Origin of the sequence: Pseudomonas parasichuanensis (genome assembly GCF_021601385.1) — a bacterium.
In the GTDB taxonomy this organism is placed as follows: Bacteria; Pseudomonadota; Gammaproteobacteria; order Pseudomonadales; family Pseudomonadaceae; genus Aquipseudomonas; species Aquipseudomonas parasichuanensis.
Map to the genome: position 1 here is coordinate 84,283 of NZ_BQHO01000006.1, position 24,045 is coordinate 108,327.

The following is a 24,045-nucleotide window of genomic DNA, read 5'->3' on the forward strand; positions in this document are numbered from 1 at the left end:
ATCGTTGGCGCCCGATGGTCACGGAAAATCGGTAGAATGCGCATTTTTCATCGAAGTCGGAGCCAGGTTGTGCGCGAAATCGTTCTGATCAACATCACCGGTGAGGACCGTCCGGGCCTTACCGCTGCCATCACCGGCGTCCTGCTCCAGGGCGGTGTGAACATCCTCGACATCGGTTTGGCGGTGATGCACGGCACGCTGTCGTTCGGCATCCTGGTCGACATTCCCGACAACGAGGTCGCCACTTCGTTGCTGCAGAGCGTGCAATCCAAGGCCCACGAGCTGAACCTGCAAGCCCGCTACACGCCGATCTCCGAAGCCGATTACCAGCACTGGGCCGATAGCCAGGGCGAGGCGCGCCACATCGTCACCCTGCTCAGCCGCCGGGTCACCCCGGAGCAGTTGCAGCGTGTCAGCGCGGTCATCAGCCAATACGGCCTGACCATCGAGCGCATCGAGCGCCTGTCCGCCCGCGTGGCGCTGGATGCCGATGCCGACAACGGCAAGGCCGCGCTGGAGATCTCCGCCCGTGGCGAACCAACGGATGCCCAGTCCCTGCGCGCCGACTTCTTTGCCCTGTGCGAAGAACTGAACATCGACATCGCCTTCCAACGCGACGACCTGTTCCGCCGCAACCGCCGCCTGGCCGTGTTCGACATGGACTCCACGCTGATCGAGGCCGAAGTGATCGACGAGCTGGCCAAGGCCGCTGGCGTGGGTGAGCAGGTGGCGGCGATCACTGAGCGCGCCATGCGTGGCGAACTGGATTTCCGTGCCAGCTTCAAGGAGCGCATGGCGCTGCTCAAAGGCCTGGACGTTGGCGTACTCGACCAGATCGGCGCGTCGCTGCGCCTGACCGAGGGTGCCGAGCACCTGTTCGCCGAACTCAAGCGCCTGGGTTACAAGACCGCCATTCTTTCCGGTGGCTTCACCTACTTCGCCAAGCAGGTGCAGGCGCGCCTGGGTATCGACTATGTGTTTGCCAACGAGCTGGAAGTGGTCGATGGCAAGGTGACCGGCGTGGCCGTCGAGCCGATCGTCGACGCCCAGCGCAAGGCTCAGTTGCTGCAACAGCTGGCCAATCAGGAAGGGCTGCAGCTGGAGCAGACCATCGCCGTGGGCGATGGCGCCAACGACCTGCCAATGTTGTCGCAGGCCGGGCTGGGTGTGGCGTTCCGCGCCAAGCCGCTGGTGCGCCAGTCGGCCAAGCAGGCCATCTCCACGCTGGGGCTGGATGGCGTGTTGTACCTGCTGGGCCTGCGTGATCGTGACGCGCGCAGCTGATGATTGCCTGCCCCCCTTCGCCGGCGTGCCGGCGAAGACCAAGGCAATAAAAAAGCCCGCATCACTGCGGGCTTTTTCATGTCTGGCGGATCAGAACCGATAGACTTCCATATCGGTGCGGATCGGCGAAGCCATCGGGATCTTCGACTTCTCCGGCTCCTTCTTCACCTGTACCGGCGCTGCCTGCTTGCGGGGCGCTTCCTCGGCGATAACCGGCTGGTTGGCCAGCGGCTTGACCGTGTTGCTGAGCTGCTCGGCGAGCTTTTGCAGCAACTGCCCCTGGGCCTGTACCTGGGCCGACTCGCTGCCCTGGTGCGGCTGCTCGAGGTGAACGATGCGGTTGTCACGCACCTGGCCACGACGGTCCAGTACACGCCATTGCGCATCCAGGATCGCCGGCTGGTTCTTGCCCGAGTCCAGGCGGGTGATGGTCAGCAGCACCTGCACGTCGGGGGTAAAGCCCGCACTGGCAGGTGCCAGCACCACGCGTTGGCTGTCCAGGCGCCAGGCCAGCTGGCGCACCAGCAACTGGTCGATGTCCGACGAAAGGCTTCCGGCCCAGCGGCCATCGGTCGCCGCGGTCAGGCTGCCATCGGCCTGGCGCTGCAGGAAGGTTTCGCGTTGCAGGTAGTCGGCCACCGAAACAGGGCCAAGCACCACTGCCATGCCTGCCGCCTGCGAAGGCTGGCCAGGGTCACCGCTGTCGAGCTGATACAAGGCGACCGGCTGATGCATGCTGCACCCGCTCAGGCCCAGCAGCCCAGTCATCAACAGCGCAAATGGAAGGCGCAGAAATTTCATTCATCCCATCCAGGCGGTCGCCTCAAGACTGACCGCAGTGATACTCACGTAAATTCATCCGGGCACTCGGCCACGCCGGCGCCACAAGTGCACTATCATCCGCGAAATAGCGGCCCGACTCCAGCATTTCCGCCTGCAACGGCGCCGAAAGCGCCGCTGCAGACGTGCTCCCGGCTTATGCCGGGGTCTCCACCAACAGCGCATCGACACGCTGGAAGCCGCGTGGCAATTTGCTACCACGGCGACCACGCTCACCTTTGTAATGCTCAAGGTCGTCCGGCTTCAGGGACAGGGTACGCTTGCCAGCCTGCAATACAAGGGTCGAACCCTCGCTGACCACTGCCAGATCGGTGACATATTCTTCACGGCTGGCCACCCGGTCGCCCGGCACGCCGATGATCTTGTTGCCCTTGCCCTTGCCCAGTTGCGGCAGGTCGGCCACCTTGAACACCAGCAGGCGCCCTTCGGTGGTCACCGCCGCCAGCCAATCCTGCTCGCGGTCGGCCACCGGGCGCGGGGTCATGACCTTGGCACCGTTGGGCAGGCTCAGCAGGCCCTTGCCGGCCTTGTTCTTGGCCTGCAGGTCTTCACCCTTGACCACGAAGCCGTAGCCGGCATCGGACGCCACCACGTAGAGGGCATCGTCATCCGGCAGCAGCACGCACTCGAAGGTGGCGCCCGGCGGCGGCGTCAGGCGGCCGGTCAACGGCTCGCCCTGGCCACGGGCCGACGGCAGGCTGTGGGCGGCCAGCGAATAGCTGCGGCCGGTGGAGTCGATCAATACGGCAAACTGGTTGGAGCGGCCCGGCGCGGCAGCCTTGAAGCCGTCACCGGCTTTGTATGACAGCCCCGTGGCATCGATATCGTGGCCCTTGGCGCAACGCACCCAGCCCTTCTCCGACAGCACCACGGTCACAGGCTCAGTCGGCATCAGCTCGTTTTCCGACAGGGCCTTGGCCTCGGCCCGCTCGACGATCGGCGAGCGACGGTCGTCGCCGTAGGTTTCGGCGTCTTCGATCAGCTCACTGCGGACCAGCTTGCGCAGCTTGGCATCGCTGCCCAGCAGCGCGGTCAGGCGCTTTTGTTCCTTGAGCAAGTCGTCGGTTTCGCCGCGGATCTTCATCTCTTCCAGGCGCGCCAACTGGCGCAGGCGCGTTTCGAGGATGTAGTCGGCCTGAATCTCGGTCAGCTCGAAACGCTCGATCAGCGCTTGCTTGGGGTGCTCTTCGGTGCGGATGATGTGGATCACTTCATCCAGGTTGAGGAAGGCCTTGAGCAAGCCTTCCAACAGGTGCAGGCGGCGTTCGACCTTGTCCAGGCGGTGCTGCAGGCGGCGACGAACGGTGCCGATACGGAACTCCAGCCACTCCAGCAACAAGGCCCGCAGGCTCTTGAGCTGCGGACGGCCGTCGAGGCCGATGATGTTGACGTTGACCCGGTAGGTGCTCTCAAGGTCGGTGGTGGCGAACAGGTGCTGCATCAGCTCGGCGGCATCGACGCGGTTGGAGCGCGGGATGATGACGATGCGGCAGGGGTTCTCGTGGTCCGACTCGTCGCGCAGGTCGGCGACCATCGGCAGTTTCTTGGCCTGCATCTGCGCGGCGATCTGCTCCAGCACCTTGGCCCCTGAGACCTGGTGCGGCAGTGCGGTGACGACGATATCGCCGTCTTCGACGCGGTACACCGCACGCATGCGGATCGAACCCTTGCCGCTCTCGTACATCTTCAGGATGTCGGCGCGCGGGGTGACGATCTCGGCCTCGGTCGGGTAGTCCGGCCCCTGGATGTGCTCGCACAGCTGCTCAAGGGTGGCCTTGGGCTCGTCGAGCAGGCGCACGCAGGCGCTGGCCACTTCGCGCAGGTTGTGCGGCGGCACATCGGTGGCCATGCCCACGGCGATGCCGGTGGTGCCGTTGAGCAGGATGTTCGGCAGGCGCGCCGGCAATACCGCCGGCTCCTGCAGGGTGCCGTCGAAGTTCGGCACCCAGTCGGCCGTGCCCTGGCCCAGTTCGCTGAGCAGCACTTCGGAATAGCGCGACAGGCGCGCCTCGGTGTAACGCATGGCGGCGAACGACTTTGGATCGTCCGGCGCACCCCAGTTGCCCTGGCCGTCGACCAGGGTGTAGCGGTAGCTGAACGGCTGGGCCATCAGCACCATGGCTTCGTAGCAGGCCGAATCGCCGTGGGGGTGGAACTTGCCGAGCACGTCACCGACGGTACGCGCCGATTTCTTGTGCTTGGCATCGGCATCGAGCCCCAACTCGCTCATGGCATAGACGATACGGCGCTGTACCGGCTTGAGGCCGTCGCCGATATGCGGCAGCGCGCGGTCCATGATCACGTACATGGAGTAGTTGAGGTAGGCCTGTTCGGTGAAATCAGCCAGGGAACGGCGTTCGACACCGTCCAGGCTGAGTTCGAGTGAGTCGCTCATGCGGGCCTCGTCATTTCAGGTTCTGGCGCAGCAGCATGGTGCCGCCGCGCTGGGTAAATTCAAGTTGTTTGAGGGCACTCATGCCCAGCAGCACGGCCTGGCCGTCAAGGCCGGGCACCACCAGGGCGCGCACGTCGCGCAGGTGGATATCGCCCAGCAGCAGGCTGTCGATACGGGTGCGGTAGCCCTCGGTACGGCCATTGGCGGTGCTCAGCGTCACCGGCGCACCACGGGCAAGGTCGAGGTCGCGGGCCAGCGCCTCGGGGATGGCCACGTCGGTGGCCCCGGTGTCGAGCATGAAATGCACCACCCGGCCATTGATCGCGCCATCGGCGACAAAATGGCCCTGGCCGTTGCTCAACAGACGCACTTCGACGAAACCATCGCCCTGGGTGCTCTGCACCTCGCTGTTGGGGTTTTCCTGGCGCGCTTCCCACTGGCCGAAAAACCGTGTGGCGAGGAACATCGCCGCCGCCCAGGCGAGCACCATCAGCACCCTGCCCGCCCGCTTGCCCGGTGCCTGGCTCATGGTTTGGCGCTCCAGCCGCCCTGTGGCGCGGCGAAGCGCCAGACGATCGGCCGCGCTTCACCATCGGCGCGCACGCCATTGTTGTTGTCCACGCCGATCCAGGCGCCATCCTTGTCGATCACCAGCGCTTCGGCAAGGCCGTAGGGTTGGTCGTACTGGCGAGGCGCCAGCAACGCGTCGGCGGCGAACGACCAGCAGCGCTCGACCGCACCGCTGTCGGCATCACGCCGGCAAATGCGGTAGGCGTTACGCTCCAGGGTGAACAGCTTGCCTTCGAACAGTGCCAGGTCGGCGAAGTCCCGCGACAAGGCGCGCGCCCCCGGGAATTGCGCAGGCTGCATCTCGACGCCGGCCTCGCTGAACATCACGCAACTGCGCCCGCAGGTCCATACCGATTGCTGGCGCCGCACCGACAGCAGGCCACGGCGTTCGCGCTCGGCGGCCAGCCACAGGCGGTCCCCCGCCGGGCTGATCGCGAGGCCCTCGAACAACGCATTGAAGTGCAGCAGCATGCCACTGGCACGGGCTTGGCGAACCATGGACTGGTCGATTTTCAACCAGTCCGGCTCGCCCTCCACAGGCAACTGCAGCACCGCCGCGAGCGCTTCGCTGACGACATAGAAGTTACCGGCCTGATCACAGGCGATCCCTTCGAAGTCCAGGGCACCGCCTCGAATGAACGATGCCGCCCAGTTACGCGACTTCAGCCCCCACGGCAGGCCGGTGTCCGGCGCCGTGGGCGGGGTGAACACCAGCGCTTCGGCGCGCCAGGTGCTATCGCCCCGGTCGAGGCGATAGATACGGTCATCGTCGCGGTCGGACACCGCCCACAGCGCCCCGCGGCACACCGCCAGGCCGGACAGGTTACCGCCACGCATGCCTTCAACCGGGTGCTCGCGGGTGAGCTTGAGCTCCGGCCATTCCTGCGCCAGGGCCGGCAACATCGACAACGCCAGGCAAAGTGCCAGGAGCGGACGAATCAAACCAGGACCTCGGCCAGGTTGCCTTTGGTCTCCAGCCAGTTCTTGCGGTCACCGGCGCGTTTTTTCGCCAGCAGCATGTCCATGATCTCGGTGGTGCCCGCCAGGTCGTCGAGCGTGAGCTGGACCAGGCGCCGTGTGTTCGGGTCCATGGTGGTTTCGCGCAGCTGCGGCGGGTTCATCTCGCCCAGGCCCTTGAATCGAGTGACCTGCGGCTTGCCGCGCTTCTTCTCGGCGACCAGACGGTCGAGAATGCCATCACGCTCGGCTTCGTCCAGGGCGTAGTAGATCTCCTTGCCCAGGTCGATGCGAAACAGCGGCGGCATGGCCACATAGACGTGCCCGGCCTCGACCAGTGGGCGGAAATGCTGGACGAACAGCGCGCACAGCAGTGTGGCGATGTGCAGGCCGTCGGAGTCGGCGTCAGCGAGGATGCAGATCTTGCCGTAGCGCAGTTGGGTCAGGTCGGTGGCACCCGGATCGACGCCAATGGCCACGGCGATGTTGTGCACTTCCTGGCTGGCCAGCACTTCACCGCCATCGACTTCCCAGGTGTTGAGGATCTTGCCGCGCAGCGGCAGGATCGCCTGGAACTCCTTGTCCCGCGCCTGTTTGGCCGAGCCACCGGCGGAGTCACCCTCGACCAGGAACAGTTCGGCGCGCATCGGGTCCTGGCCTGCGCAGTCAGCCAGCTTGCCGGGCAACGCCGGGCCCTGGGTGATGCGCTTGCGCTCGACCTTCTTGCTCGCTTTAAGGCGGCGGCCGGCGTTGCTGATGGCCAGCTCCGCCAGTTGCATGCCCAGCTCTGGGTGAGCGTTGAGCCACAGGCTGAACGCGTCCTTGACCACGCCCGAGACGAACGCCGCCGCCTCGCGGGACGACAGGCGCTCCTTGGTCTGGCCGGAGAACTGCGGCTCCTGCATCTTCATCGACAGCACGAAGCTGATCCGTTCCCAGACGTCTTCAGGTGCCAGCTTCACACCACGGGGCAGCAGGTTGCGGTACTCGCAGAACTCGCGCATGGCATCCAGCAGGCCCTGGCGCAGGCCGTTGACGTGGGTGCCGCCCTGGGCGGTGGGGATCAGGTTGACGTAGCTTTCCTGGATGCTGTCGCCGCCCTCCGGCAACCACAGCAGGGCCCAGTCGACCGCTTCCTTGTTACCGGCCAGGATGCCGCAGAACGGCTCGTCGGGCAGGCGCAGGTAATCGCTGACCGAGTCGACCAGGTACGAACGCAGGCCGTCCTCGTAATGCCACTCGACCTTCTCGCCGGTGCCTTTGTCTTCAAAGCTGATCGACAGCCCCGGGCACAGCACGGCCTTGGCCTTGAGCACATGCTTGAGGCGGCTGATGGAGAACTTGGGCGAGTCGAAGTACTTGGGATCAGGGGTGAAATACACGCTGGTGCCGGTGTTGCGCTTGCCAACGGTGCCGACCACCTCCAGCTCGCTGGCCTTGAAGCCGTCGGCGAAGGTCATCTGGTACTCGTTGCCGTCGCGCTTGACGCGCACCCGCACCTGGGTGGACAGGGCGTTGACCACCGAAATACCAACGCCGTGCAAACCGCCGGAGAACTGGTAGTTCTTGTTGGAGAACTTGCCGCCGGCATGCAGCTTGGTGAGGATCAGTTCGACACCGGACACGCCCTCTTCGGGGTGGATGTCCACCGGCATGCCGCGGCCGTCGTCGCACACTTCCAGCGAGTGGTCGGCGTGCAGGATCACCTGCACCGAACGGGCGTGGCCCGCCAGGGCTTCGTCGACACTGTTGTCGATGACTTCCTGGGCCAGGTGGTTCGGCCGGCTGGTGTCGGTGTACATGCCCGGGCGTTTACGGACCGGGTCAAGGCCCGAGAGGACTTCGATGGCGTCTGCGTTATAGGCGCTAGCGCTGGGATTGGCCATGGGGTCTCGTCGTCAGTCTGGTGAATGCAAAAAGCTCAAAGTACAGAAAAATCCAGCGCCGCATACTGCCCACGGGCAATACCGGCGAAGGCCAGCAGCGCCGGGAGCTGTTCGGCGAAGCCTTGGTAGCTGTGGTCGCCGCCGGCCTGGATGCGCAGGGCACAGGCTCGGTAATAGCCCTCGGCCTGGCGATAGTCCAGTGTTTCATCGGCGGTCTGCAACCACACTTGATAGCGGGCGGCGTCCTTGGGCGGTGGCACTTCGAGGTCGGCCAGGGCCTGCACATGGTCGTGGGTCAGCTCCCAGGCTTCGTCGGTATACAGGTTGCGCTGGGTGCCGAGGTAACCGTCGAACAGCCGGTGCGGGGCGACCGCTGGGTTGATCAGCAGGGCCTTGAGGCCGTGGCGCTCGGCCAGGTGGGTGGCATAGTAGCCGCCCAGCGAGCTGCCGACCAGCAAGGGCGCGCCCAGCTCGGTGATAGCCGCCTCCAGCTGCGCGATGGCCTGGCGCGGATGGTGGTGCAGGGCCGGGACGCGCAGTTGCTCAGCGAGGCCGAGTTGCTGCATGACGGCCTCGAGCTGGCGGGCCTTCTTCGACAGCGGCGAGCTGTTGAAGCCGTGGATATAAAGGATGGAACCCGACATGCTGCCCCCGGACGCAAAGACGCGCAGTGTAGCCTGTTCGAGGGGCATTGGTTCACCGGGGCGATTTTCGCAACACATTCTTCAAAATGCGCGCTGCGGCTTCCATGGAAAATCATCAGCCTGTGATTCAACACGGCCCCTGTGGGAGCGGCTTCAGCCGCGAACACCGGCAGAGCCGGTGCCATCCACCGCGTCGCTTGCTTCGCGGCTAAAGCCGCTCCCACAGGGCCCCCGCCTCCCGCCAGGGTTCAGTAGCCCGGGCTGTTGAAATCCAGCGTCACCACGAAATCCCGAGCCCGCTCCACTCCGGTCTCCAACCGCCCGTCGGCGTGCAGCCGCAACCAGCGATACCCGGGCTGCTCTTCACTGACCTGGAAGTCCTCGCTGCCCGGCGCGAACTGAATGCAGGTCGAGGGCGTGGCCAGCCAGCGCACACCCTCGCGCACCTGGTCCCATTCCTGATGAACATGCCCCCAGAGCACCGCCTTCACCTGTGGATAACTTTTCACCCGCTTCAGCAGCTCATCGGCATTGCGCAAACCGATCGGCGCCATCCACGCACAGCCGATATCCACCGGCTGATGGTGGCAGCACACCAGGCAATGGCGCTCACCGGCAGTGCTCAGTGCCTGATCCAGCACCGCCAGCTGATCGTCGGCCAATAACCCAAAGGTCGCCCCGACCACCGCCGAATCGAGCATCACGATGCGCCAGGCGCCGATATCGGTCACCGCCGTGATCAGCTCCGGCGCCACCTCGGCCATCACCCAGGCTTCGTCATGATTGCCGGGTAACCAGCGTGCCGGTGCACCGAACACGGCGGTCAGCCCGCGGAAGGCTTCATAGGAAGCCACGCTGGCATCCTGGGACAGATCCCCCGTGCACAGCAGCAGGTCGATACGCGGCTGTTCGCGGCGCACCTGCGCCACCACATGCCCGAGGCTGTCGCGGGTATTGAGCCCCAACAGCGTCCCGGCGGGGTCGGCGAACAGATGGGCGTCGGTCAGTTGCACCACGTGGACGGGTGACTGGGGTGAAAGTGCTTGCGGCAACGGCCGTCTCCTCGAACGGATTCAGCACGGATTATGGCGACGCTCGGCTTTCGAGCAAATACTCGAAACCGACGCACGTCACATTTCAGCGCACGGCGGCCAGTTCATGACCACAGGCCAGGCAGTGGCTCAGCCATTCGCCCAGGAACAGGTTGAGCTGGGCCTTCTCGTCAGGCTGGTGCATCGCCGTGTTGGGATAGGGGTAGATGCTGTGCAGGCGGCGGGTATGCTCGGCGCTGACCACTTCGGCCATGCGCGCGTCGTGATACACCTGCACTTCAAGCTCCGGCACCGGCAACCACGGCAGGCTGTGCTCCTGGCGCACCCGCAACGTGGTGGTGTAGGGGCAAGCCAGCAGCACTTCTAGCACCAGCACGCCGAGCATCTGGTCGCCCTGGGTCATGCCGATGCGCCGCGAGCTCTGCGTGGTGCGCATCTCCGGCAGCAGGCGCATCAGGCGGGCATAGTTGGCCTCGCAGGCCGTCTGCAGCCCGACCAGGTCGACTCGATAGCGCTCGCGCAGCAGGTTCACTTCCACATACCTCGTACTTCGTCACGGTTGAGCGCCAGCCATTGCAGGCCGATGATCGCCGCGGCATTGCAGATGCGCCCGTCGCGCACGGCTTGCAACGCATCCTCGAACGACCAGATGCGAACACGGATATCCTCGCCTTCTTCTTCCAGGCCATGCAGACCACCGGCACCCTCACTGCTGCATCGGCCGAGGAACAGATGGACGTATTCGTCACTACCACCTGGCGACGGGAAGTAACGGGTCATCGGCCACAGCGCGGAAAACGTCAGGCCGGCTTCTTCCTCGGCCTCGCGGTGAGCGACCTCCTCGGGCTGCTCATCCTTGTCGATCAGCCCGGCGACCATCTCGATCAACCAGGGATTATCGACCTTGCCCATGGCACCGGCGCGAAACTGCTCGATCAGTACCACCTCATCGCGTTGCGGGTCGTAGGGCAGCACGCAGACTGCGTCATGGCGCACGAACAGTTCGCGACCGATCTCGCGACCCATGCCTCCGGCGAACAGCTCGTGGCGCAAACGCACCTTGTCGAGCTTGTAGAAGCCCTGGAAGCAAGTGGCCCGCTCGATGATCTCCACCGCCCTGGGCACCGAATTCAACGTGTCCGTCATGCAAACTCCTCATTGCCTCGTTTACCGCATCGCGCAATCCTACTCTGCGCGCCGCCCGGTTTCATCCCTTTGTGGCGACCGTTCGGGCACTCGGGACAGGCGCTACGCTCTCTGTTAGCTTAGTGGCGAACTGAAGGCCGCGCAGGCGGTCCAAGGCCGATCATCACCGTTGTGCAAGGATCATCATGACGCTAGTCAAACTGACTTCCGTGGCCGTGCTGGCAGTCGCCCTCAGCGCCTGCCAGAGCCTGTTCACGCCCAACTACCGGGCACCGCTCGAGGTCAAGCGCGACGCCTGGGAGCATGTAAAACCCGGCTGCAGCGAGAGCGACTGCCCACTGGTGAACATCGACACCGTGCACTTCCCGGCGCTGCCCAAGCTCGACGCCATCGTCGAAAAACGCTTGCTGCAACTGACCGAGGACAACCAGCGCGGCACGCCGCCGGCCACGCTGCAGGCCTATGAGCAGCAATACCTGGCCCGCGCCGACAAGCGCAACAGCAGCTACCTGCAAGCCAAGGTACGCGAGCAGCATGACGGGCTGGTGATCGTCGAGCTGTCCAGCTACCTCGACAGCGGCGGCGCCCACGGCATGCCCGGGCGCGGCTTCATCAACTACTCGCGCAAGCTGGACAAGGTGCTGACCCTGGACGACATGCTGGTGCCCGGCCAGAAAGAGACCTTCTGGAAGACCGTCGAGGAGTCCCACCGCGCCTGGCAGATCAGCACCGGCGTGGACAAGGACCCCGAGTTCGTCAAGACCTGGCCGTTCAAGCAGTCGCCGCACATCGCCCTCACTTACGGCGCGGTGATCGTGAAGTACGAGGTCTATGCCATCGCGCCCTACTCCATGGGCCACGTCGAGCTGAAGATCCCCTACCCGCGCCTCAACGGCGTCATCAGGCCCGAGCTGTTTCCCGGCCGCGGCTGATCGATAGCAGCCCGTGCAGTACCCCTGCCAGCAGCAGTGCCGGCAGGGTCGCCCCCAGTTCGGGTGCCTCGTTGGCCATCACGTGATAGGCCACCACGCCCACCGCCCAGGCCAGCAGCGCCTGCCAATGCAGCCCGTCGACCAGCGCCGGCAGGCGCCGACGCCGGACCACGAAGTGGTCCACCAGCACCACGCCGAACAGCGGCGCGAACACCGAGCCGATCAGCAGCAGGAAGTTCTGGTACTGGGCCAGGGGCGCCAGCAGTGCGATCAGGGTGCACAGCACACCGATGGCCAGCGCCAGGTGCTCGACCTTCATTTTCACCAGCAGGCCGGTTGAAACCGCTGCCGAGTGAATATCGGCAAAGGCGTTCTCCGACTCGTCGAGCAGAATCAGCAGCAACGGAATGCCCAGCCCGGCGCCAGCCAGTGCCAGCAGCAGAGCATTCACTTCGCCACTCGGGGCGAAGGCCAGGGTGTAGGCCACGCCCAGGCTCATCAACCAGGCATTGCCAATGAAGAAGCCCAGCGCGGTACCGCCGAACACCCGGCTGGCGCGCTGGCCGAAGCGCGAATAGTCGGCGATCAGCGGCAGCCACGACAGCGGCATGGCAATGACGATATCGAAGCCCAGCGCCAGCGACAGCGAACCGTCACCCGGGCGGCGCCACAGGTCGGCCAGGTCCGCCTTGGCGAACAGGTTCCAGGTCAGCCACAGGCAGGCGCCGAGCAGCAGCCAGATGCCCCACTTGCGCAGCACCTTGCGCACGAACGCCAAGGGCCCGCTGACCGCCAGCAAGGTGGCCAGGGCGCCGAAGCACAAGGTCCACAGCAGCGGGCTGTTCCAGCCACTGTCTTCGCCGAAGGTTCGCGCGCCCAGCAGGCTCGCGGCATCGCGCATGACGATGATCTCGAACGAGCCCCAGCCCACCAGCTGCAGCAGGTTGAGCAGCGCCGGCAGGCGCGCGCCGTGGCGGCCCAGCGACAGGCGCAGGGTGGCCATGGCCGACAGGCCGGTGTCGCTGCCGATCACCCCGGCCGCCGCCAGCAGCAACACGCCCACGGCCGTGCCCAGGGTGATCGCCAGGATCGACCCGGCCAGGCCCAGGCCCGTGGCCAGCAGCCCGCCGACCTGCAGGACCATCAGGCCGATGCCGAGGGAGAACCACAGCGAGAACAGGTCGCGGGCGCCGAACTGGCGGTGATGGATGGGGACCGGGTGGTCGGGGGAGAAATGGCTGGGGGTGGTCATGGTGGCGCTCGCCGGAATTATTGTGGGTGTTGTGGGCGAGGACTGCGTCCTCGTATCGCGGCACAAGGCCGCTCCTACAGGGACCGCGCATGCTCAAGGTCAGCGCGGTGCCTGTAGGAGCGGCCTCGTGCCGCGACAGGGCCGCAAAGCGGCCCCGCTTTTCTTGTTACACCTTCTGGTACAACTGGCTGCCTTCCTGGCGGAACCGCTCGGCCTGCTCGCGCATGCCCTGCTCGGCCGTCACATCGACGGTGTCGATCTTCGCGGCGTACTCACGCACTTCCTGGGTGATCTTCATCGAGCAGAACTTCGGCCCGCACATCGAACAGAAGTGCGCGACCTTGGCCGATTCCTTGGGCAGCGTCTCGTCATGGAACGAGCGCGCGGTGTCCGGGTCCAGGCCGAGGTTGAACTGGTCTTCCCAGCGGAACTCGAAGCGCGCCTTGGACAGCGCGTTGTCGCGGATCTGTGCGCCCGGGTGGCCCTTGGCAAGGTCGGCGGCATGGGCGGCGATCTTGTAGGTGATGATGCCGGTCTTGACGTCATCCTTGTTCGGCAGGCCCAGGTGTTCCTTGGGCGTGACGTAGCAGAGCATGGCGCAACCGAACCAGCCGATCATCGCCGCACCGATACCCGAAGTGATGTGGTCGTAGCCCGGGGCAATGTCGGTGGTCAGCGGGCCGAGGGTGTAGAACGGCGCCTCGTCGCAGCATTCGAGCTGCTTGTCCATGTTCTCCTTGATCAGCTGCATCGGCACGTGGCCGGGGCCTTCGATCATGCACTGCACGTCGTGCTTCCAGGCGATCTTGGTCAGCTCGCCAAGGGTTTCCAGCTCACCGAACTGGGCGGCGTCGTTGGCGTCGGCGATCGAGCCCGGGCGCAGGCCGTCGCCCAGCGAGAAGCTGACGTCGTAGGCCTTCATGATTTCGCAGATCTCGTCGAAGTGCGTGTACAGGAAGTTCTCTTTGTGGTGCGCCAGGCACCACTTGGCCATGATCGAACCGCCACGGCTGACGATGCCGGTGACCCGCTTGGCGGTCAGCGGCACATAGCGCAGCAACACGCCTGCGTGGATGGTGAAGTAGTCCACGCCCTGCTCGGCCTGTTCGATCAGAGTGTCGCGGAACAGCTCCCAGGTCAGGTCTTCGGCAACGCCGTTGACCTTTTCCAGGGCCTGGTAGATCGGCACGGTGCCGATCGGTACCGGCGAGTTGCGGATGATCCACTCGCGGGTTTCGTGGATGTGCTTGCCGGTGGACAGGTCCATGACCGTGTCCGAACCCCAGCGGATGCCCCAGGTCAGCTTGGCCACTTCTTCCTCGATCGAGGAACCCAGGGCGCTGTTGCCGATGTTGCCGTTGATCTTCACCAGGAAGTTGCGGCCGATGATCATCGGCTCGAGCTCGGTGTGGTTGATGTTGGCCGGGATGATCGCGCGGCCGCGGGCGATCTCTTCGCGGACGAACTCGGGGGTGATCTCTTTCGGGATGTTGGCGCCGAAGCTGTGCCCGGCGTGCTGCTGGTCCAGCAGGCCGGCGGCGCGGGCCTCCTGCAGCTTCATGTTCTCGCGGATGGCAACGTATTCCATCTCGGCGGTGATGATGCCCTGGCGGGCATAGTGCATCTGCGAGACGTTGGCGCCGGGCTTGGCGCGGCGCGGGTTGCGCACATGGGCGAAACGCAGCTTGGTCAGCTCGGCATCGTTCAGGCGCTGCTGGCCGAAGTTGGAGCTCAGGCCTTCCAGGCGCTCGGTGTCGCCACGGGCGTCGATCCACGCCGAGCGCACATCGCCCAGGCCCTTGCGCACGTCGATGACGACGTTGGGGTCGGTGTACGGGCCGGAAGTGTCATACACCAGCACCGGGGCGTTCTTTTCGCCGCCGAAGTCGGTGGGGGTGTCGTGCAGGCTGATTTCACGCATCGGCACGCGGATGTCGGGGCGCGAACCTTCGACGTAGACCTTGCGCGAATTGGGCAGGGGTTGTACGGACTGTTGGTCGACTTGGGCCGACTCGCTCAGGCTGATAATTTTTTCTTGTTTGCTCATCACAGGCTCTCCAGACAGCTTCCTAGCGGGCGGAATGTCGGGGTGAACCTGAAAGGCGCGGACGCACCCGTGGTGACGAGTGCAGTGCCGGATATGGGGTGCCATGAGCTGCATGCAGCTGTGACGATCCCGGACCTGGCACAAGAGGCTCCCGGGAAGTGAGAGCAATCTTGTTCCCTACGCAGGCGCTAACCTGATCAGGTTCAACGGGATCCGCAACTTTGCGATCTCAGCCTTTGCATCAAGGCACCCCGACAAGAACGTGCGCAGTCTAAGCTGGAGTGGTCGGCAAAGCCAAGCAAGTAATTCCGGGGGTGATAAATGGCGCAAGCAGCGGATTGTTGATGGACGCGCGCGGCACTACACTGGCCCACCGCTCGATACCCGACAGTACAGTATTTAAAACTCGATCAAGGATTGCCCTATGCTGCGCAAACTCTCACTGGCGATTGCCGTGTCTTGTGCGACCCACGGAGTGGCGTGGGCAGTGGATACGCCCACCACGGTCAAGACCGACCTGGTCAGCGTCTACCAGGAAGCGGTCGACAACAACGCCGACCTGGCCGCCGCCCGCGCCGACTACGGTGCCCGCCGCGAAGTGGTGCCACAGGCCCGCGCCGGCCTGCTGCCCAACCTGTCGGCCGGTGCCGAAATGATGAACACCCGGACCAAGCTCGACGAGCCGTCGATCACCTCCAACCGCAGCGGCAATTCCTGGAGCGCCACCCTCGCCCAGCCGATCTTCCGCGCCGACCGCTGGTTCCAGCTGCAAGCCGCCGAAGCGGTCAACGAGCAGGCCGCGCTGGAGCTGTCGGCCACCGAGCAGAACCTGATCCTGCAAACCGCCGAGAACTACTTCAGCGTGCTGCGCGCCCAGGACAACCTGGCCTCGACCAAGGCCGAGGAAGCCGCGTTCAAGCGCCAGCTGGACCAGTCCAACGAGCGTTTCGACGTCGGCCTCTCGGACAAGACCGACGTGCTGCAATCCCAGGCCAGCTACGACACCGCCCGGGCCAACCGGATCATTGCCGAGCGCCAGGTCCAGGACGCCTTCGAGGCCCTGATCACCCTGACCAACCGCCAGTACAGCTCGATCCAGGGCGTGGTCCACACCCTGCCGATCCAGGTGCCGACCCCCAACGACGCCAAGGCCTGGGTCGAAACCGCCGGGCGCCAGAACCTCAACCTGCTGGCCACCAACCACGCGGTCGATGCCGCCGAAGAAACCCTGCGCCAGCGCAAGGCCGGCCACGCGCCAACCCTCGATGCGGTGGCCAAGTACCAAAAGGGCGACAACGACAGCCTCGGCTTCACCAACCCCTCGCAGAACGGCATCCGTTACGGCGGTGATGTGGAGCAGACCAGTGTCGGCCTGCAGTTGAACATTCCGATCTACAGCGGCGGGCTGACCAGCTCGCAGGTGCGCGAGGCCTACCAACGCCTGAGCCAGAGCGAGCAGCAACGCGAGAGCCTGCGCCGCCAGGTGGTGGAGAACACCCGTAACCTGCACCGCGCGGTCAACACCGACGTGGAACAGGTGCAGGCGCGCAAGCAGTCGATCATCTCCAACCAGAGCGCGCTGGAAGCCACCGAAATCGGCTACCAGGTGGGTACCCGCAACATCGTCGACGTGCTGGATGCCCAGCGCCAGCTGTACACCTCGGTGCGCGACTACAACAACAGCCGCTATGACTACATCCTCGACAACCTGCGCCTGAAGCAGGCGGCGGGGACCTTGAGCCCGCAGGATCTGCAGGACCTGGGGCGGTACTTGAAGGCCGACTACAACCCGGACAAGGACTTCCTGCCACCGGACCTGGCGGCGGCGGCGGCGAAGAAGCCGGTGAAAATTTCAGCCGATGAGCCGCCCCAACCCATCCAGCAACCGCTGCAACGCCCCCTGATTGGCCCGCATCACCGCCCTGCCCGCCTCGCCCATGCGCCGGGCATCCTGCGGCAGCTCGATCAAGCGCCGCACCGCGCCCGCCAACCCTTCGGCATCGTCCACCTGCTGCAACGCCCCCGCCTCACGCAGCATCGCGCTGATCTCGAGGAAGTTGAACACATGCGGCCCCATCAGCACCGGCAGCGCCAGCGCGGCGGGCTCCAGCGGGTTGTGCCCGCCAGTGGCCACCAGGCTGCCGCCGACGAAGGCGATGTCGGCCAGGGCATAGAGGAACAGCAACTCGCCCATGGTGTCGCCCAGCAGCACCTGGGTCTGGGCCTGAACCGCCTCCCCGGTGGAACGGCGCACCGTGGCGAACTGGTCGCTGCACAGCGCATGTACCGCATTGAACCGCTCGGGGTGGCGCGGCACCAGGATCAGCAGCGCATCGCCGTGCACCTGGAGCAGTTGCCGGTGCGCATCGAGGATCAGCGCATCCTCGCCATCATGGGTGCTGGCGGCGATCCACACCGGGCGCTGCGCCGCCCCCCATTGCTCGCGCAACGCCTGGGCGCGGGGCAATAGTTGGTCGTCCACTTTCAGGTCGAACTTGATCGACCCCGTCACCTGCACGCATTCGCTGCGCGCGCCAAGGCTGCGAAAGCGCTCGGCCTCGGTTTCGGTCTGCACGGCGATCAGGCTCATTTCTTCGAGCATCGGCCGAGTCAGCCCGGCAAAACGACCATAGCCCCGGGCCGAACGCGCGGATAGCCGCGCATTGGCCAACGCCACCGGGATGCCGCGCCTGGCGCACTGGTGGATATGGTTCGGCCACAGCTCGGTTTCCATGATGATGCCGAGCTTCGGGCGCACATGGTCGAGGAAACGCCCCGCTGCCCATGGCAGGTCATAGGGCAGGTAGCAGTGCTGCACCCGCGGCTCGCCGTCGAACATCGCGCGGATGCGCTCCGAGCCGGTCGGGGTCATGCAGGTCAGGGTGATCGGCAGGTCCGGATACTGTTTAAGCAGCGCGCGCACCAAGGGCGCGGCGGCGATGCTCTCGCCCACCGACACCGCATGCACCCAGATCCCGCCCTGCTTCAGCGGCGGTAGCTTGCAGGCGAAGCGCTCGTTGATGCGCGCACGGTACGCCGGTGCCTTGCGCCCGCGCAGGAACAGGCGCAGCGCGACCAGCGGCAGGCCCAGGTGAAACAGCAGGGAGTAGAGGGTTCTGTTCATGGCGGCGGAGTTTACCCGATCGCCCGCAGGTGCACCGCAAAACGCTCGGCCAGCCATTGCGCCGCAGGCCCCAGCGGCTCGTCACGGCGCCAGGCCAGCTCGGCCACCAGCGCGGGCGGGCGCCACTCGCTGTCCAGCTCGACCATCTGCGCCTGGTAGGTGGGGTACTGCACCACGTGGCGCGGCAACCAGGCCCAGCCCAGGCCGCGCATCAACAGCTCAGCCATGGCGTAGAAGCTGTCGGCCCGCCACACCTGTGGGCTGATCGCCTCGCCACCCGGGTAGCCGCTCTGCTGCGGGGTGATCAGCAACTGGCGATGACGCGCCAGCTGTTGCCGGCTGACCTTGCCCTGCCCCGCGAGCGGGTGCCCGATGGCGCACACGGTGACCATCTCGACGCTGCCCAGGGCGCGCCGCTCCAGTGAGGCGGGGATGCTTTCGTGGTGGAAGAACAGGCCCAGGTCGGCACGTCGCTCCACCAGCTTGCGCGCCACATCGCCCTGGGCGCCGCTGGCCAGTTGCACCTCCAGATACGGGTAGTGGGCGGCCAGTTCGTCGAGGCTGTCGATCACCGGCTGGTAGGGCATGGCCTCGTCCTGGGCCACCCGCAGCAAGGCTTCCTGCCCGCGCATCAGGGCCAGCGCCCGGCCATCCAGGCGTTCGCACTGGCGCAGCAGTTCACGGGCATCCTCCAACAGTGCCGCGCCGCTTTCGGTCAGGCGCGGCTGGCGGCCACTGCTGCGCTCGAACAGGGTCACGCCCAGGTCCGTCTCAAGCAGGGCGATGGCCGTGCTCACCGCCGATTGCGCCTTGCGTTGCTCGCGCGCCACGGCGGAAAACGAGCGCAGTTCGGCGGTGCGCACAAACAGGCGCAACTGCTCCAGGTTCCAGTGTTCGGTCATGGCCAGCCTATCTCCAGTACAGATAGGTAATGACTTTACCCCATCCCAGCATCCCCTAGAATGCCCGACCAGCAACGGAGGAACCGAACCATGAACGCCTATACCTATCTCGCCATCGCCATCTGCGCCGAAGTCATCGCCACTGCTTCCATGAAAGCGGTCAAGGGCTTGAGCACGCCGTTGCCGCTGCTGCTGATGATCTGTGGCTATGGCGTGGCGTTCTGGATGCTCACCCTGGTGGTGCGCAGCATCCCGGTGGGCATCGCCTACGCCATCTGGTCGGGGCTGGGCATCGTGCTGATCAGCGTCGCCGCGCTGGTGATCTACGGGCAGAAGCTGGATGTGCCAGCCATGCTGGGCATGGCCATGATCGTGGGCGGGGTGGTGGTGATCCAGGTGTTTTCCAACACTGCCGGGCATTGATCCACAGGGCACCTGTGCCCGGCGGGGGCCTGTATACTGCGCCCCTGTCCCAGCTTTTGAGGTGCCCGCATGCCATCCGCCATTTCCACCGACGTGCTGATCGTCGGTGCCGGGGTCGCCGGCCTCTGGCTCAATGCCCGCCTGCGCAAGCAGGGTTATTCGACCGTACTGGTGGAGCGCGCCAGCCTGGGCGGCGAGCAGACCATCAAGTCGCAAGGCATCATCCACGGCGGCACCAAGTACGCCCTGCACGGTGCCCTGACCGGCGCCTCCGAGGCCATCGCCGACATGCCGCGGCGCTGGCGCGAAGCCCTCGCCGGCACCGGCGAGCTGGACCTCACCGGCACCCGCCTGCTGTCCGATGCCCACTACCTCTGGTCCCCCGGCACCCTGGCCGGCAATCTCACCAGCTTCTTCGCCAGCAAGGCCGTGCGTGGCCGGGTCGATCAGGTCAAGGGCGAGCAACTGCCGCCCGCCCTGCAGGACCGCGCCTTCAAGGGCAAGGTGTACCGCCTGGCCGAACTGGTCATCGACGTGCCCAGCCTGCTGGCCAACCTGGCGCAGCTGGCCGGTGACAGCCTGCTGGCCGGCGAGCGCATCGAACCGCTGCGCGAGGGCGACGAGCTGGTCGGGTTGAACGTCGATGGCCGCGAGATCCGCGCCCAGCGCATCGTCCTCAGCGCCGGTGGCGGTACCGAGGACCTGCTGCACGCCCTGGGCCTGAACCAGCCGGCCATGCAGCGCCGCCCCTTGCACATGGTCCTGGCCAAGGGCCCGAACCTCAAGCCGCTGTATGCCCACTGCCTGGGCGGCGGGCCCAAGCCGCGCATCACCGTCACCACCCACCCGGCGGCCGACGGCCAGTGGGTGTGGTACCTCGGTGGCGACCTCGCCGAGGCCGACGGCGTCGCCCGTGACCCGGCCGCGCAGATTGCCGCGGCGCAGAAGGAAGTCGCAGGCCTGTTGCCTTGGGTCGACCAGAGCCTGATCCGCTGGGCCACCCTGCGCATCGACCGGGCCGAACCTGGGCAATCGGGCCTGGTGCGCCCGGATAACGCCTTCCTCGCCGAGCAGCGGCGCCTGCTGGTGGGCTGGCCGACCAAGCTGGCCCTGGCGCCAGACCTTTCCGACCGAGTGCTGGCCAGCCTGGAACGCGACGGCATCCGCCCGGCCGCACGCCCCGACCTCACCGACCTGCCACGCCCGCCACTGGGTGTTCCAGCCTGGGAGCAACTGCTGCCATGAGCCTGCCGACCCTGCACGATCATCACCGCGCACTGGGCAGCACCGGCCTGCGTGTTTCGCCACTGGGCCTGGGCACGGTCAAGCTCGGCCGCGACCAGGGCGTGAAATACCCCAACGGTTTCACCATCCCCGACGACGCCGCCGCCGCCCTGCTGCTCGCCCAAGCCCGCGAGCTGGGCATCAACCTGCTCGATACCGCGCCGGCCTATGGCCGCAGCGAAGAGCGCCTGGGGCCACTGCTGCGCGGCCAGCGCGACGAATGGGTGATCGTCAGCAAGGTCGGTGAAGAATTCGACGACGGCCAGTCGCGCTTCGACTTCAGCGCCGCGCACACCCGCCGTTCGGTGGAGCGCAGCCTCAAGCGCCTGGAAACCGACCGCATCGAACTGGTGCTGGTGCACTCCGACGGCAACGACCTGGCGATCCTCGAACACGAAGCGGTTTATGAAACCCTTGCCGCACTCAAGCAGGAAGGCAAGATTCTCGGCTATGGTTTCTCTGGCAAAACCGTTGCCGGTGGCCTGAAAGCCTTGGAGCAGGGCGATTGCGCCATGGTCACCTACAACCTCAACGAGCAGGCGGAGCGCCCGGTGCTGGACTACGCTGCCGAGCACGGCAAGGCCATCCTGGTGAAGAAAGCCCTGGCCAGTGGGCATGTCTGCCTCGCCCCCGGGGTCGACCCGGTACAGGCCAGCTTCGAGCTGCTGTTTGCCCACCCGGGTGTGAACAGTGCCATCGTCGGCACCATCAACCCGCTGCACCTGGCCCACAACGTGGCCACCGTCGCCCGCATCCTGGCCCGGCCCTGAGCCGCCCGGGCGGGGGCCCAACGCAAGGAGGAGCCTCGTGCCGCGTACGCTGATCCGCAAGAACCCGAGCAACTTCAAGACCCTGCCGCTGCACGTCGAGGCCACCCCCGATGGCCTGACCTACCAGAGCATCGGCATGCCGCTGAACTTCGCCCAGACCCTGCAGCGGCGCAAGGCGATCCAGCTGGGCAACCCTGAGCGCTTCGTGGTCGAGCTGGCCAACCTGGGGGTCTCGGTGCGCCTGACCTTGAACTGGCAGGGCCGCGACTACTGGGTGCTGGTGCGCCAGCGCCGCCAGGACCGTGGCGATGTGGTGCTCAAGCTCATTTCTGGCTATGTGCCCGCCCATGAGCTGAACCTGCCGCTACTCACCGCCATTCAGGAAGTGGCCGAGGAATGCCTGCTGGAAACCCCTGAAGGCTGGCTGGGCGGGCGCTTCAACGACACCTGGCTGCCGGCCCCCTATGCCGCCGCCCTGCATTACCGCGAAGCCCCGCCCTTCGTGCTCTCGCCCGAGTCCGGCGCCGCCCGCCCCGTGCACTGTGCCAACCTGATGCTGCTGGAGCGGCCACGGGCCTACGTGCACCTGCCGACGGCCTCGCTGCAGTTGATCTATGACCTGCGCCTGCAAGTGCCAAGGGACGCCAAGCCGTTGAGCCTGTTCCATGTCGATGAACGGTTGGAGGGCGATCAACTGGTAGCGCGGCTGAACCGCAAGCGCCCGGACCTGTACCTGATGCCCTTGAAGGATGGCCAGCCGCTGCCTGAGCTCTACACCCTGAAAAAGGACCAGCTGCTACCGGCGAGCACGCGTGGGGTGTGGCTGGCAGAAAGCTTCGCCCGCCAGGAGGGTTGGGTGGTGCGCGATGAGCGGGTGCGCTGGCGGGATTGGCTGAAGCAGCAGGGGCTGGCCGAGAAGCCAAAGCCGGAAACGCATCTGCAGCGTTTCAGTGACAAGGCGCGCGAGTTGCTGGAGCGAGCGCGGGGGACGCTGCACAAGTAGTCACGGGAGCAACTGTCTTGCGCAGGTTTCCTGTAGGAGCGGCCTTGTGCCGCTCCTACAGGGGAGGTGCCGGCTTGCCGGCGATGGCCGCGCAGCGGCCCCCAGTGGTTTCAGTGCTTACGGATCTTCTCGACGATGGCGGTGGTCGAGCTGTTCTCGACCAGCCCCAGCACCTGCACCGTACCGCCGTAGGCCTTGACGATATCGGCGCCGACCACCTGGTCGATGCCGTAGTCGCCGCCCTTGACCAGCACGTCCGGCTTCACCTGGCGCAGCAGGTTCTCGGGGGTGTCTTCGGGGAAGCTGATCACCCAGTCCACCGCACCCAGCCCAGCCAGCACGGCCATGCGCCGGTCGACGCTGTTGATCGGCCGGCCCGGGCCTTTCAGACGGCTGACCGAGGCGTCGTCGTTGATCGCGACGATCAACCGGTCGCCCTGGGCGCGCGCCTGCTCCAGGTAGGTCACGTGGCCGGCATGGAGGATGTCGAAGCAGCCATTGGTGAAAACGATCTTCTCGTTGTGCGCACGGGCATCGTCGATCGCCAGCAGCAGCTGCTCCAGGCCCAACACGCCGCGCTCGGAACCTTCTTCGCGCTGGATGGCCCGGCGCAGTTCCGGGGCACTGATGGCCGCAGTACCGAGCTTGCCGACCACGATGCCGGCGGCCAGGTTGGCCAGGGCGACGGCGTGGGGCAGCTCCTCACCGGCGGCGATGGCGGCGGCCAGGGTGGAAATCACGGTATCGCCGGCACCGGTGACATCGAACACTTCACGGGCACGGGCCGGCAGGTGCAGGGCCGGATGGCCGGTGCGCAGCAGGGTCATGCCGTGTTCGCCACGGGTTACCAGCAGCGCGCCCAGGTCGAGCTCGTCGAGCAGCGTGAGGCCCTTGGCGACCAGTTCGGCCTCGTCGGCACACCGGCCGACGATCGCCTCGAACTCGCTCAGGTTAGGCGTGATCAGGCTGGCGCCACGGTAGATGGAGAAATCCTTGCCCTTGGGGTCGGCCAGCACCGGAATGCCTTTGGCCCGCGCGGCCTGGATCAGCGCCTGGTGGTTCTTCAGCGCGCCCTTGCCGTAGTCGGACAGCACCAGCACCTTGACGCCTTCGAGCAGGCCGTCGACCTCGGCGCCCAGCGACAACGCGTCAGTGGCGAAAGGTTCTTCGAAATCGATGCGCAGCAACTGCTGGTGACGGCTCATGACCCGCAGCTTGACGATGGTCGGCTGGTGCGCGATGCGCTGGAAGATCGAGCGCACGCCGGCAGCCTGCAGGCTGTTGGCGAGGCTGTCGGCAGCCTCGTCCTGGCCGGTGACGCCGACCAGCGCGGCGGGCGCGCCCAATGCGGCAATGTTCAACGCGACGTTGGCCGCACCGCCCGGGCGATCCTCGATCTGATCGACCTTGACCACCGGCACCGGCGCTTCAGGCGAAATACGTGAAGTACCGCCATGCCAGTAGCGGTCGAGCATGACATCGCCGACCACCAGTACCGGGGCTTGATCGAAACGCGGCATGGACAACTTCATGG

20 protein-coding genes, 1 pseudogene and 1 riboswitch are annotated in these 24,045 nt (G+C 65.9%); of the genes and pseudogenes, 7 read left to right on the forward strand and 14 right to left on the reverse strand.

Annotated elements, in window-relative coordinates:
• Positions 1-69 precede the first annotated feature (69 nt).
• Positions 70-1,284 (forward strand): phosphoserine phosphatase SerB, encoded by a 1,215-nt coding sequence (serB, locus tag L6D77_RS07140; RefSeq protein ID WP_232882527.1) that lies wholly within the window; start codon positions 70-72, stop codon positions 1,282-1,284.
• A 90-nt stretch (positions 1,285-1,374) separates the two neighbouring features.
• Here the strand turns inward: serB and L6D77_RS07145 are convergent, their stop codons facing one another.
• From L6D77_RS07145 to L6D77_RS07185, 9 genes are all read right to left on the reverse strand, one after another.
• The gene (locus tag L6D77_RS07145) at positions 1,375-2,085 is read right to left on the reverse strand and encodes a PqiC family protein (protein ID WP_232882528.1); all 711 of its coding nucleotides are present in this window, start codon (positions 2,083-2,085) and stop codon (positions 1,375-1,377) included.
• Positions 2,086-2,260: 175 nt separating this feature from the next.
• A complete protein-coding gene (gene parC / locus L6D77_RS07150) occupies positions 2,261-4,519 on the reverse strand; it encodes a DNA topoisomerase IV subunit A (protein ID WP_232882529.1) in 2,259 nt (752 codons plus the stop codon).
• A gap of 10 nt (positions 4,520-4,529) precedes the next feature.
• Complete coding sequence (locus L6D77_RS07155; protein ID WP_110996464.1) at positions 4,530-5,048, reverse strand: retropepsin-like aspartic protease family protein; 519 nt, start codon at positions 5,046-5,048, stop codon at positions 4,530-4,532.
• Positions 5,045-6,031, reverse strand: a complete 987-nt coding sequence (locus L6D77_RS07160; protein ID WP_232882530.1) for an esterase-like activity of phytase family protein — start codon at positions 6,029-6,031, stop codon at positions 5,045-5,047. Before L6D77_RS07160 ends, L6D77_RS07155 begins: the two co-directional genes overlap by 4 nt.
• Positions 6,028-7,932: a DNA topoisomerase IV subunit B gene (gene parE / locus L6D77_RS07165; protein ID WP_232882531.1), complete on the reverse strand. Its 1,905-nt coding sequence runs from the start codon at positions 7,930-7,932 to the stop codon at positions 6,028-6,030. The genes L6D77_RS07160 and parE overlap by 4 nt, the downstream gene beginning before the upstream one ends.
• Before the next feature lie 35 nt (positions 7,933-7,967).
• Positions 7,968-8,576 (reverse strand): YqiA/YcfP family alpha/beta fold hydrolase, encoded by a 609-nt coding sequence (locus L6D77_RS07170; RefSeq protein ID WP_232882532.1) that lies wholly within the window; start codon positions 8,574-8,576, stop codon positions 7,968-7,970.
• Positions 8,577-8,824: 248 nt separating this feature from the next.
• Positions 8,825-9,628 carry a 3',5'-cyclic-AMP phosphodiesterase gene (gene cpdA, locus L6D77_RS07175; RefSeq protein WP_232882533.1) on the reverse strand — a complete coding sequence of 268 codons (804 nt, stop codon included), beginning with the start codon at positions 9,626-9,628 and terminating at the stop codon, positions 8,825-8,827.
• An 85-nt stretch (positions 9,629-9,713) separates the two neighbouring features.
• A complete protein-coding gene (locus L6D77_RS07180) occupies positions 9,714-10,166 on the reverse strand; it encodes a DUF1249 domain-containing protein (RefSeq protein ID WP_232882534.1) in 453 nt (150 codons plus the stop codon).
• A complete protein-coding gene (locus L6D77_RS07185; RefSeq protein WP_232882535.1) occupies positions 10,157-10,774 on the reverse strand; it encodes an NUDIX domain-containing protein in 618 nt (205 codons plus the stop codon). The genes L6D77_RS07180 and L6D77_RS07185 overlap by 10 nt, the downstream gene beginning before the upstream one ends.
• Positions 10,775-10,959: 185 nt before the next feature.
• Here L6D77_RS07185 and L6D77_RS07190 point away from each other — a divergent pair, with 185 nt between their 5' ends.
• Positions 10,960-11,706 carry an RsiV family protein gene (locus L6D77_RS07190; RefSeq protein ID WP_232882536.1) on the forward strand — a complete coding sequence of 249 codons (747 nt, stop codon included), beginning with the start codon at positions 10,960-10,962 and terminating at the stop codon, positions 11,704-11,706.
• Here L6D77_RS07190 and cytX read toward each other — a convergent pair.
• Together cytX and thiC are read right to left on the reverse strand one after the other, a co-directional pair.
• A complete protein-coding gene (gene cytX, locus L6D77_RS07195) occupies positions 11,675-12,958 on the reverse strand; it encodes a putative hydroxymethylpyrimidine transporter CytX (protein WP_232882537.1) in 1,284 nt (427 codons plus the stop codon). The two genes, L6D77_RS07190 and cytX, sit on opposite strands and share 32 nt — an antisense overlap.
• A gap of 166 nt (positions 12,959-13,124) precedes the next feature.
• Complete coding sequence (thiC, locus tag L6D77_RS07200) at positions 13,125-15,005, reverse strand: phosphomethylpyrimidine synthase ThiC (protein WP_232882538.1); 1,881 nt, start codon at positions 15,003-15,005, stop codon at positions 13,125-13,127.
• A 157-nt stretch (positions 15,006-15,162) separates the two neighbouring features.
• Positions 15,163-15,269, reverse strand: a riboswitch (TPP riboswitch).
• A 160-nt stretch (positions 15,270-15,429) separates the two neighbouring features.
• On the opposite strand from thiC, the pseudogene L6D77_RS07205 reads away from it, so the two are divergent.
• Positions 15,430-16,842 (forward strand): annotated as a pseudogene (locus L6D77_RS07205) (TolC family outer membrane protein); the annotation flags it as partial.
• 15 nt (positions 16,843-16,857) lie between these two features.
• On the opposite strand, the gene waaA reads toward L6D77_RS07205, so the two are convergent.
• Together waaA and L6D77_RS07215 are read right to left on the reverse strand one after the other, a co-directional pair.
• Positions 16,858-18,129 carry a lipid IV(A) 3-deoxy-D-manno-octulosonic acid transferase gene (waaA, locus tag L6D77_RS07210; protein WP_232882540.1) on the reverse strand — a complete coding sequence of 424 codons (1,272 nt, stop codon included), beginning with the start codon at positions 18,127-18,129 and terminating at the stop codon, positions 16,858-16,860.
• A gap of 11 nt (positions 18,130-18,140) precedes the next feature.
• Positions 18,141-19,031, reverse strand: a complete 891-nt coding sequence (locus tag L6D77_RS07215) for a LysR family transcriptional regulator (protein WP_232882541.1) — start codon at positions 19,029-19,031, stop codon at positions 18,141-18,143.
• A 90-nt stretch (positions 19,032-19,121) separates the two neighbouring features.
• Here L6D77_RS07215 and L6D77_RS07220 point away from each other — a divergent pair, with 90 nt between their 5' ends.
• From L6D77_RS07220 to L6D77_RS07235, 4 genes are all read left to right on the forward strand, one after another.
• Entirely contained in the window at positions 19,122-19,454 is a 333-nt protein-coding gene (locus L6D77_RS07220) for a DMT family transporter (RefSeq protein ID WP_011535981.1), read from the forward strand.
• Between the two features lie 69 nt (positions 19,455-19,523).
• Complete coding sequence (locus tag L6D77_RS07225) at positions 19,524-20,699, forward strand: NAD(P)/FAD-dependent oxidoreductase (RefSeq protein ID WP_232882542.1); 1,176 nt, start codon at positions 19,524-19,526, stop codon at positions 20,697-20,699.
• Positions 20,696-21,508 (forward strand): aldo/keto reductase, encoded by an 813-nt coding sequence (locus L6D77_RS07230; RefSeq protein ID WP_232882543.1) that lies wholly within the window; start codon positions 20,696-20,698, stop codon positions 21,506-21,508. Before L6D77_RS07225 ends, L6D77_RS07230 begins: the two co-directional genes overlap by 4 nt.
• 37 nt (positions 21,509-21,545) lie before the next feature.
• On the forward strand, positions 21,546-22,511 hold the full coding sequence (locus tag L6D77_RS07235; RefSeq protein WP_232882544.1) for a metal ABC transporter ATPase: 966 nt from the start codon (positions 21,546-21,548) through the stop codon (positions 22,509-22,511).
• A 110-nt stretch (positions 22,512-22,621) separates the two neighbouring features.
• Here L6D77_RS07235 and hldE read toward each other — a convergent pair whose 3' ends face one another.
• Positions 22,622-24,043: a bifunctional D-glycero-beta-D-manno-heptose-7-phosphate kinase/D-glycero-beta-D-manno-heptose 1-phosphate adenylyltransferase HldE gene (hldE, locus tag L6D77_RS07240; protein ID WP_232882545.1), complete on the reverse strand. Its 1,422-nt coding sequence runs from the start codon at positions 24,041-24,043 to the stop codon at positions 22,622-22,624.
• Positions 24,044-24,045: the final 2 nt, after the last annotated feature.

Bases quoted from the DNA above. Each gene is read 5' to 3' on its own strand.
- L6D77_RS07185 (WP_232882535.1), bottom strand. From the start codon at position 10,774: ATGACGGACACGTTGAATTCGGTGCCCAGGGCGGTGGAGATCATCGAG.
- L6D77_RS07190 (WP_232882536.1), top strand. From the start codon at position 10,960: ATGACGCTAGTCAAACTGACTTCCGTGGCCGTGCTGGCAGTCGCCCTC.
- parC (WP_232882529.1), bottom strand. From the start codon at position 4,519: ATGAGCGACTCACTCGAACTCAGCCTGGACGGTGTCGAACGCCGTTCC.
- cytX (WP_232882537.1), bottom strand. From the start codon at position 12,958: ATGACCACCCCCAGCCATTTCTCCCCCGACCACCCGGTCCCCATCCAT.
- waaA (WP_232882540.1), bottom strand. From the start codon at position 18,129: ATGAACAGAACCCTCTACTCCCTGCTGTTTCACCTGGGCCTGCCGCTG.
- L6D77_RS07145 (WP_232882528.1), bottom strand. From the start codon at position 2,085: ATGAAATTTCTGCGCCTTCCATTTGCGCTGTTGATGACTGGGCTGCTG.
- L6D77_RS07155 (WP_110996464.1), bottom strand. From the start codon at position 5,048: ATGAGCCAGGCACCGGGCAAGCGGGCGGGCAGGGTGCTGATGGTGCTC.
- L6D77_RS07220 (WP_011535981.1), top strand. From the start codon at position 19,122: ATGAACGCCTATACCTATCTCGCCATCGCCATCTGCGCCGAAGTCATC.
- parE (WP_232882531.1), bottom strand. From the start codon at position 7,932: ATGGCCAATCCCAGCGCTAGCGCCTATAACGCAGACGCCATCGAAGTC.
- L6D77_RS07215 (WP_232882541.1), bottom strand. From the start codon at position 19,031: ATGACCGAACACTGGAACCTGGAGCAGTTGCGCCTGTTTGTGCGCACC.
- hldE (WP_232882545.1), bottom strand. From the start codon at position 24,043: ATGAAGTTGTCCATGCCGCGTTTCGATCAAGCCCCGGTACTGGTGGTC.
- L6D77_RS07170 (WP_232882532.1), bottom strand. From the start codon at position 8,576: ATGTCGGGTTCCATCCTTTATATCCACGGCTTCAACAGCTCGCCGCTG.
- L6D77_RS07225 (WP_232882542.1), top strand. From the start codon at position 19,524: ATGCCATCCGCCATTTCCACCGACGTGCTGATCGTCGGTGCCGGGGTC.
- thiC (WP_232882538.1), bottom strand. From the start codon at position 15,005: ATGAGCAAACAAGAAAAAATTATCAGCCTGAGCGAGTCGGCCCAAGTC.
- L6D77_RS07230 (WP_232882543.1), top strand. From the start codon at position 20,696: ATGAGCCTGCCGACCCTGCACGATCATCACCGCGCACTGGGCAGCACC.